The following is an 8249-nucleotide window of genomic DNA, read 5'->3' as shown; positions in this document are numbered from 1 at the left end:
CATAGGTTTTGTCAAAACAAATAACGGTATTCTACAGAATCCCCGCACTTTTAATCACACCCGTCACCTTTAGAAGTGTTGGGCATCCATGCCGAAACCGCCCAGGAGCGTAAACAATATGTCAAACGCTGGGCAAAGCTGATGCACGAAGATGTCGAACGCACCCTGGCTTTTCAACGTGCTTATCTTGAGGCCTCCAAGGAACTGTACGGCCAGGCACCGTTGTTTGATGCCAAACTGATGTCCTCAAACAGCCCACATAACGGCCAAGCCAGTTTAGTCGATGGTGACCGCCTATTGGTGTTTGTAAAACTGCAAGATTGCATTACCTGTAATACGGTGGTGCAACAGGTGCTGGCACGCAGTGCCGGTAAACGCGTGCAGGTGGACATTTATTTCACTGATACGAAAGAACAGCAGGATGAGCCGCGCATGGTGGCATGGGCCAAACAGCACAAGCTAGACTCACAGCGGTTGGCGCAAAAAACGGTGACGCTGAACCATGACAAGGGCACCTACTACCAGGTCAGCCAGAAAATCGTCGCTGATGTCCCTGTGGTGTATGTGCTGCGCGGTAACCAGTTGCAACAATGGGCGATATAAACGACGGCAGGCATCTTGCGGTAGGGCTGCCGCGCATAGACCAATTATCATGCCAACGTTTTTTGCAACAGTGCAGCCGGGCACTGGCCGTACCGGATGCTATCTTGACCGAATACACCTTGAGGAGTCCCATCATGCACAACGTCCATCTGCAACAACCGCCCTTAGCGCAATATAAATGCGCCATCGGCTATGAATTCCCCTGGGGACATATCCTGGAACGCAGGGTCAACCAGTATGTGGTGTGGGATTTTTGCCTGAGCCAGTTGCTCATGCACTATTTGCGGGTCGGCAAACGTTTGGAGGATTGCCAAAAACAGGTGTTTACCGCATTAGAACGTACCTTTGACTGTACCACGCGTGATCTGTTCGCCTTGGTTGGGCTGTCAAAAGCCTGGCAACTGTGCCCGAGTTCCTCGGTGGGCATGTTCAGTCAGGTCGCGCATTTTACTGCGGAGCAACAGGCCCGTGAATGGGTGGTCAGTGAACTGATGGCAGCCTTGCCGGACATTATCGCCTGCGCCCAGCGCATTGTAGCCAAAACGGAGTAACGCGTAATGAATCGCCTATCGAGTGTTAAATCGGTGCTAATGCTTATCATGGTGTGGTACAGCACCAATCTTTATGCTTTCGTGCCCTCAGGCTACCAATGGGTGGCGCGTAGCTCCCAGGTGCCGGAACACTATTTTTACGGCATAGCCCTGAATGAAAGCGGTAAAAGATTGGCTAATAAAGATTACAGGCCGTGGCCGTGGACACTCAATGTCGAAGGCAAATCGTATTTTTACCCAACCCGAAAGGCCTGTTACCGTGCATTGACCGGTTTTCTGGGGCAGGGCAAAACCATTATCGACATCGGCCTGATGCAGGTGAACTGGCATTACCACCGTGACAAGCTGGGCAACCCGTGGCAAGCGTTGGATCCGTATTTTAATCTGCACGTAGGCGCACGGATTTTACGGCACGAATACGATAAAACCCATGACTGGTTCCAGGCAGTGGGGTGCTATCATTCGCCTGGCCAGCTCAGCGGCCAAAAACAGCGTGCCATCCATTATGCGAATAATGTCTTTAAACGGCTGGCACGGCTTAGGCAGCGTTCATGAAATCGGGAGCCTGCAATATCAAGATCGCATTTGTCATGGCACTGGCCATGATGTATGCCCATCAAGGTTTGGCTAAGCTGGTGGTGATTTTCGACAGTGGCAAAACCCAGCCATTGACTGCTTATCTACCCGCCGTTAAACCACCTGTCCAAAATGCTTTTCAAGCCTCGACCACAGCGGCAAGCCTCAATGCTGAACGTTTACAGGTTTTAGCGCACAGCTTGCCGGTGACAACACCGGAACTGACCCCAGGCAACGTAGTACCAAAAAACCTGTCGATCCCTTACCTGGAGCGGCCGGTGTTTATCATCGGTGCGGATGCGTTGTCGTTACAGTGGATACAGCGCCACCGTGAGCGATTGGACACGCTGCATGCGTTGGGCTGGGTGGTGAATGTGGAGACCGTTGCCCAGTTGGCGCAACTCAAACAACAAGCTTCCCCATTGGAATTGGTTGCCTTGTCGGGTTCTGAACTCGCCCAACAGTTTGGCTTAAACCATTATCCGGTGCTGATTTCATCGGCCAGGATCGAGCAATGAGCAAAGCCTACCCGATGGAAGCGCTGTTACGCCCGCCGGTGGAATTTTTCACGGCGTTTTCAGCCGCAGGTGCAGCATTTGTTGCAGGTGTTGCGCCCTGGGCGTTGATGATGACACCGTCGGTGGGCACTGCCACGGCGCTGGTGTTATCGGTGCTGGCCGTGGTACGAATCCGCGAAGGCTGGCGTATCCTGCGCTATCAGCGCAGCTTGAGGCAATTGCCGGACTACCGGCTATCGGTGGCCAAAACTCCGGTGAGCGCCACCCGTTTGTTTTTGGGGATGGGTTTTTTGTGGACACAGCAGCACACGCAGCGGTTACGCGACACCCAGCGCCCGAAAGTCCGGCATTATTTGCAGCAAGGGATTTTATACCGTTGGGCGCGGCAGCTTGAAAGCCGCCATGAAAAAAACAGCGCCTTCAAACCTTTATTTTGCTTGTTTAGGCTGAATATCTGGTGCAATCCGTTCAAGCCGTTGCCGCCGGTGGGCGGTAAGCCGCAAATCCATGCGGTGGGCATGACCGAACCGACATTCCGCACCCCTAAATAAAAATTCAGCATTTAAATAACATATTGATATTTAATGAATTTTAGTATTTTTTTGGATTTTAGACTTTCGAATTAAAACAAGAAAAATTCATCTCTCGTTTGTTTTTTGTTAAATATAAGCTGATATAAATGACTTTGAAAATACGCCAAAAATTCGACAAATTTATAACATACTGAAATTATTAAATTAAATTTAATCATAAAATTATGAATAGGGGTGCGGAATGTCGGACCGAACAACCGGTGTGGATGGATTTGCGCGAACGGGTCGGCCATACCTTGGTTTTGGGAACCACCCGTGTGGGGAAGACCCGGTTTGCTGAACTGTTGATCACCCAGGACATCCGCCGTGGCGATGTGGTGATAGTTTTTGACCCCAAAGGCGATGCCGACCTGATGAAACGGGTGCTGGCTGAAGCTAAGCGGGCAGGGCGCGATAATGAAACCTACGTGTTCCATTTGGGTTATCCAGACATCTCCTGTCACTACAATTCCATCGGCAATTTCTCCCGCATTACCGAAGTCGCCACCCGTGTCACCAATGCCTTGCCCAGTGAAGGCAACTCAGCGGCATTCCGTGAATTTGCCTGGCGCTTTACCAATATGATCGCCATGGCGCTGGTCAAAATGGGGCGGAGGCCAGATTACCAGCAAATCACCCGTTACATAACGCATATTGAACCGTTGCTGTTGGAATATTATCGGCACTGGTTACCGGAAGTGGCACCCGTTGGCTGGGAACAAGCCGTACAAAAGATCGCTGCCGGCATCCATGAAAAAGACCTGCCTTCAGCCCTTAAAGGTCGCAGCCATGAGGTGATTGCCTTGGTGCGTTATGTGAAAGAGCAGGGCTTTTATGATGCGGTGGCCGATGGCCTGCGTTCGGCGTTTGAATACAACAAGACCTATTTCGATAAGATTGTCGCCTCGTTGTTGCCACTGATGGAAAAACTCATTTCCGGCAAAACGGCGCAATTGATCTCACCCAATTATGCCGATGCCACCGACCTACGACCGATTATTGATTGGCGGCAGGTTATCCGCCGCAAGGGCATCGTCTATGTCGGCCTGGATGCCTTGTCCGATATGGCGGTGGCCTCGGCGGTGGGCAATTCCATGTTTGCTGATTTGGTATCAGTAGCCGGTGATATTTACAAACACGGCACCGATCATGGTTTACCCAATGATATCAAAAGCCAAACGCTGCCCACCGTATCGTTACATGCCGATGAGTTCAACGAGCTGATCGGCGCGGAATTTATTCCACTCCTTAACAAAGCCGGAGGAGCCGGTTTTCAGGTGACGGCGTATACGCAAACCTGGTCGGATGTCGAAGCCCGCTTAGGCAACAAGGCCAAAGCCGGGCAGGTGGCCGGTAACTTCAATACGCTGATTATGCTGCGGGTCAAAGAACTGGCGACTGCTGAAATGCTCACCTCGCAAATTGACACTTGTGAAGTCAGTACCTTGATGGAAGTATCCAGTGTCAATGACTCCTCAGATCCGTTTTCAAGTGTGGACTTTTCCTCCAGCAATGAAGACCGTCTCAGCAGCACAGAAGTGCCATTGATATCACCGGCCACGATTATGGCGTTGCCCAAAGGCCAAGCGTTTGCCTTATTAGAAGGTGGGCATTTATGGAAATTACGGCTGCCGTTATCCGATGCCAGCGATGATCCCTTGATCCCCAAGAGTATGTCCGATGTTGCCCAGGATATGCAACGCCGCTACAGCCGTCATTTTAGTACCTAAAGGCCACCTGTCAGCCAAACCACCCAGACTGTCAATGCCGGCACCGAATTCAAACTCAAACCGTTCTGCCCAGCAAGCCGTAGAGCAAGGCCTGATCAGCCGAAGCCTGACAACACTGGTGCAGTTTTGTGTGTTTGCACTGGCCACTTTACTGTTGGCGGTGCTGATTGAATGGCTGGGCATGGCTTTTTGCTGGCAAGCCCAGGGCTCAAGCCACAGTGCGGCGATGTTGGAACAAGAGTTGTCTTATTTGAACAGTGATTTTAAGCGCAGTGCCTTGGTGACGGAGCCGATTGAGTTTGCCCTGCGTTGCTCGGCCAATTTCTATTATTACCTGTTCCAGAAAACCGGCATTGAACGCGGGCTTCACTGGTTGGCCAGTCCAGCGCCTCAGCAACACCCGCAATTACACAACTGGATAAAATATGCCTATCATGTGAGCGCGGATTATATCCTGGCCGCCATGACCATAACCTCCGTGTTTGCCGTGCGCCTGGCGGTGTTGATCTTGTCGGCACCGGCGTTTGTGTTGCTGGTGTTAGTCGGCATGATTGATGGCCTGGTGCAACGGGATATCCGGCGCTGGAGTGGTGGCCGGGAAAGTGCCTTTGTTTACCACTGGGCCAAAAAATGTATTTTGCCATCTTTAACGCTGCCTTGGGTGGTGTATCTGGCCATGCCGGTCAGTATTCACCCTAATGTGATTGTCTTGCCGTTTGCGGTGGTGCTGGCTGTGGTGGTGCGGGTGATGACGGCTACGTTTAAGAAGTATTTATAGGGTTTTTATGGCTTCGGCATCGGGTCATGTTGTTTCACAAGAGGCCATCCTCGGCAACATTTGAACCTCTGCCCACTGTTTTAAGCTTAACAAAACAGGTTCCAGTGTTTTGCCAAATTCTGTCATGGAGTATTCCACCTTGGGCGGCACTTCGGCATAGACCTTACGGCTAATTAAACCATCTCGTTCCAATTCGCGCAGTTGGTTAGTCAGCATGCGTTGCGTTAATCCCGGCATTAGCCGGCGTAATTCATTAAAACGCCGCGTTTCCTCCAGCACACGAAACAGGAGAATGGATTTCCATTTGCCGCCAATCAAATCCAAGGCTGCCTCAACAGGGCAATGGGTATAGCCTGGGTGACGTTGTTTGCGCATCGCCTTAATTCCAATAGTATCAAATAAGACACTATATACGGTATTTGTGCGTACTTTTCAATTGAATCCTGGGCTGTTAGAGTGGTCTTGGCTTATTACCTTAACTTGTGAATTTTCGAGGTCACCGACATGCACACACCCTTACCCACAGAACTCTATTGGCTCACGCTAACTATTATCATGACTGCACTGATGTGGATACCCTATATTGTCAATCGGCTCATTGAAGACAGTCCTTGGCCCGCTTTGATGAACCCACAACCGGATCTGAAACCCAAAGCGCAGTGGGCAGAACGTTTAATGCGTGCCCACGCCAATGCCGTGGAAAATCTGGTGATTTTTGCACCTTTAGTTTTAACATTACAGATGATAGGTAATTCTACTACCCTCACTGCCAGCGCGTGTATGTTGTATTTCTTTGCGCGAATCAGCCATGTGTTGTTGTATACGTTTGGTGTGCCTTTTTTTCGGACGGTCGCATTTTTTATCGGCTTTTTATGTCAGATGACGCTGGGGCTGAGTATTGTGGGCGCTATTTAATTATTAAAACAATTTTTTCAAAAGGATCACTATGCAACCAATACCAACCGCCATTACCGGCCAAGAACATACGGGCGATTTAGCCACACCCTATCAAGCGCTAGCCCAGTTTTATTGTGCTTTTAATACGGGTGACATGGACATGATGTCAAAAAACTGGGCACAATCAGATGAGATTGCGATGGACAATCCCTTGGGCGGCATCAAGCGTGGCTGGGCGGAAATACAGCTGGTTTATGAACGCATCTTCAAGGGGCAAGCAAAAGTCTATGTCGAATATTTTGATTACACTTTGCACGAAACAGCCGCGATGTTTTACGCCGTCGGCAGGGAACGTGGTTATTTTCGGTTAGGCGATAAAGAGATTACATTGGCTATCCGTACCAGCCGCATCTACCGGAAAATTGACGATCTTTGGCAGCAAGTTCACCATCATGGGTCTATTGAAGATCCACAATTGTTGGAGCGGTATCAAGCGGCGGTGTTCGGGAAGTCGCTGTAACAATACCCAAGTGCAAGCATGCAGGCCAATGTGCTTTATGCGGTTGCCAACAAGACAGGTTAAGATGCAGCGTGATCGAGTAGAAGTTACAAATAACGCCGACCTGTTTATGGCTCTGTCGCTAATCGTCACTTTGCCTGAAAAATTGTTTTTGCTGATAGGCCATACAGTTGTCAAATGTCAGCGGATTATCGGTCAACCGTTGCACCACTAAAGCCCCCTGCACCGCAATCAAAAAATGCTCCGCCCTTGCAGCAGCTTCCGGTGGTGTCAAACCGGACTCTTGCGCCAATGCACTGAGTGCCGCAGACCAAGCTGTATAATCTTGTTGGAGTAAGGTTTTGATGTCATCTTTCGCTTCCCCAAGGCTCAGTACATTTAAAAGGCAATTTTTATTGCCGGCACTATAAAACCCTCGGGCCGTGACCAGCATCGTGCTAAAGCGCTCTTCTGGAGGGACTTGATGTTCCAGTAGTGGCGCGATGATAAATTGCTGTAATTGTGCGCTGACATACTGCACTACAGCCTTGACCATATCATCCTTCCCTGCCGGAAAACGGTGATAAAGGCTGGATTTCTTAAGCCCTGTGATGTCCGATAACAGCGCAATTGTTGTGCCTTCATAACCGTGGCAGCGGATGATTTCAAAAAGTGATTCCACCAGCGCGTCTTGGGTAATTGTTTGCAGTGCCATTTTTATTCCCCTAAAAATAAGCTTGACATTATACCGATCGTTCGTTAAATTGTCACTATACCGAACGACCGGTATATTAATTTTAATGGCCTCACTGGGAGTAGTTACGATGAACAAAACAGCAATCTTTATCTTTTCAGATCCGAAAAACGGCGGTGAAGAAGCTTTAGGCCGTGCCTTTAATGGTCTGGCGGCCGCTTATGATATTAAACAATCCGGTGGTGAGGTATCCGTCACTTTTCAAGGTGCAGGTACGCGCTGGGCGAGCCTTATTACCCAAACAGACCACCCACTGAATGGGCTGTATGAACTGGTCAAAGACAATATTGCCGGTGTCTCTTGTGGTTGTGCCGATGTGTTTGGCGCAGCTGAGGATGCCAAGGCCTGTGGCTTTGAGTTTATCAAAGAAAACTCCGTCCCAGGCACGTCGGGTCTTGCAAGTTTTAGCAAACTGTTGAAATTCGGCACCACTATTTTAACGTTCTGACCAAAAGTCATCCCCGTGGCGGGTGTGATTAAAAGTGCGGGGAATCTCATGCAGCTGCTGCGATTGGCAAATTACGCCAATAGTCTTCCCAATCACCATTAGCTCTTACAACACGTAGTGCTAACATTGGCTCAATATTGGCCGCTTTCCACCAAGCCCCCGGTAATTTTAACCGTTGCTGAATGACATAACGGTGCGCACTTTCGATCTCGCCTGAACCAATGGGTAGGCCTTTTTCTATCGCGCCTTTGTAATCCAGTTGGCTAGTACTTAGTCACTCTTTAAGTGTCGGATAAAGCTTTTTCAATTTTATCCGAGCATCC

Annotated in this window: 12 protein-coding genes and 1 pseudogene; 10 read left to right on the top strand and 3 right to left on the bottom strand. The window is 49.7% G+C overall.

Annotated elements, in window-relative coordinates; translation table 11 throughout:
- Window positions 1-75: 75 nt before the first annotated feature.
- From CRENPOLYSF2_RS02110 to CRENPOLYSF2_RS02080, 7 genes are all read left to right on the top strand, one after another.
- Window positions 76-603, top strand: coding sequence for a TIGR03759 family integrating conjugative element protein (locus CRENPOLYSF2_RS02110; protein WP_087142314.1), 528 nt, complete (start codon window positions 76-78; stop codon window positions 601-603).
- Window positions 591-1154, top strand: a complete 564-nt coding sequence (locus tag CRENPOLYSF2_RS02105; protein WP_087142313.1) for a hypothetical protein — start codon at window positions 591-593, stop codon at window positions 1152-1154. Before CRENPOLYSF2_RS02110 ends, CRENPOLYSF2_RS02105 begins: the two co-directional genes overlap by 13 nt.
- Window positions 1155-1160: 6 nt before the next feature.
- On the top strand, window positions 1161-1709 hold the full coding sequence (locus tag CRENPOLYSF2_RS02100) for a transglycosylase SLT domain-containing protein (RefSeq protein WP_087142312.1): 549 nt from the start codon (window positions 1161-1163) through the stop codon (window positions 1707-1709).
- A complete protein-coding gene (locus CRENPOLYSF2_RS02095; protein WP_087142311.1) occupies window positions 1706-2248 on the top strand; it encodes an integrating conjugative element protein in 543 nt (180 codons plus the stop codon). The genes CRENPOLYSF2_RS02100 and CRENPOLYSF2_RS02095 overlap by 4 nt, the downstream gene beginning before the upstream one ends.
- Complete coding sequence (locus CRENPOLYSF2_RS02090; RefSeq protein WP_087142310.1) at window positions 2245-2799, top strand: P-loop NTPase family protein; 555 nt, start codon at window positions 2245-2247, stop codon at window positions 2797-2799. Before CRENPOLYSF2_RS02095 ends, CRENPOLYSF2_RS02090 begins: the two co-directional genes overlap by 4 nt.
- A 206-nt stretch (window positions 2800-3005) precedes the next feature.
- Window positions 3006-4550 carry a type IV conjugative transfer system coupling protein TraD gene (traD, locus tag CRENPOLYSF2_RS02085; protein WP_473206027.1) on the top strand — a complete coding sequence of 515 codons (1545 nt, stop codon included), beginning with the start codon at window positions 3006-3008 and terminating at the stop codon, window positions 4548-4550.
- Entirely contained in the window at window positions 4501-5328 is an 828-nt protein-coding gene (locus CRENPOLYSF2_RS02080; protein ID WP_245807859.1) for a TIGR03747 family integrating conjugative element membrane protein, read from the top strand. The genes traD and CRENPOLYSF2_RS02080 overlap by 50 nt, the downstream gene beginning before the upstream one ends.
- Before the next feature lie 24 nt (window positions 5329-5352).
- On the opposite strand, the gene CRENPOLYSF2_RS02075 is transcribed toward CRENPOLYSF2_RS02080, so the two are convergent.
- Window positions 5353-5703: a winged helix-turn-helix transcriptional regulator gene (locus CRENPOLYSF2_RS02075; RefSeq protein WP_087142309.1), complete on the bottom strand. Its 351-nt coding sequence runs from the start codon at window positions 5701-5703 to the stop codon at window positions 5353-5355.
- Between the two features lie 129 nt (window positions 5704-5832).
- On the opposite strand from CRENPOLYSF2_RS02075, the gene CRENPOLYSF2_RS02070 reads away from it, so the two are divergent.
- Together CRENPOLYSF2_RS02070 and CRENPOLYSF2_RS02065 are read left to right on the top strand one after the other, a co-directional pair.
- Window positions 5833-6243 (top strand): MAPEG family protein, encoded by a 411-nt coding sequence (locus CRENPOLYSF2_RS02070; protein ID WP_087142308.1) that lies wholly within the window; start codon window positions 5833-5835, stop codon window positions 6241-6243.
- Between the two features lie 31 nt (window positions 6244-6274).
- Window positions 6275-6745, top strand: a complete 471-nt coding sequence (locus tag CRENPOLYSF2_RS02065) for a YybH family protein (RefSeq protein WP_087142307.1) — start codon at window positions 6275-6277, stop codon at window positions 6743-6745.
- A 121-nt stretch (window positions 6746-6866) separates the two neighbouring features.
- Here CRENPOLYSF2_RS02065 and CRENPOLYSF2_RS02060 read toward each other — a convergent pair whose 3' ends face one another.
- Window positions 6867-7439, bottom strand: a complete 573-nt coding sequence (locus CRENPOLYSF2_RS02060) for a TetR/AcrR family transcriptional regulator (protein WP_087142306.1) — start codon at window positions 7437-7439, stop codon at window positions 6867-6869.
- 109 nt (window positions 7440-7548) lie between these two features.
- On the opposite strand from CRENPOLYSF2_RS02060, the gene CRENPOLYSF2_RS02055 reads away from it, so the two are divergent.
- Entirely contained in the window at window positions 7549-7926 is a 378-nt protein-coding gene (locus CRENPOLYSF2_RS02055) for a DsrE family protein (RefSeq protein ID WP_087142305.1), read from the top strand.
- Between the two features lie 46 nt (window positions 7927-7972).
- Here CRENPOLYSF2_RS02055 and CRENPOLYSF2_RS19110 read toward each other — a convergent pair.
- Window positions 7973-8188: pseudogene (locus CRENPOLYSF2_RS19110) on the bottom strand (ISKra4-like element ISTvi1 family transposase); the annotation flags it as partial.
- Window positions 8189-8249 lie beyond the last annotated feature (61 nt).

Origin of the sequence: Crenothrix polyspora (assembly GCF_900163755.1) — a bacterium.
Taxonomy (GTDB): domain Bacteria; phylum Pseudomonadota; class Gammaproteobacteria; order Methylococcales; family Methylomonadaceae; genus Crenothrix; species Crenothrix polyspora.
This window is presented reverse-complemented; position numbering and strand designations above follow the sequence as displayed.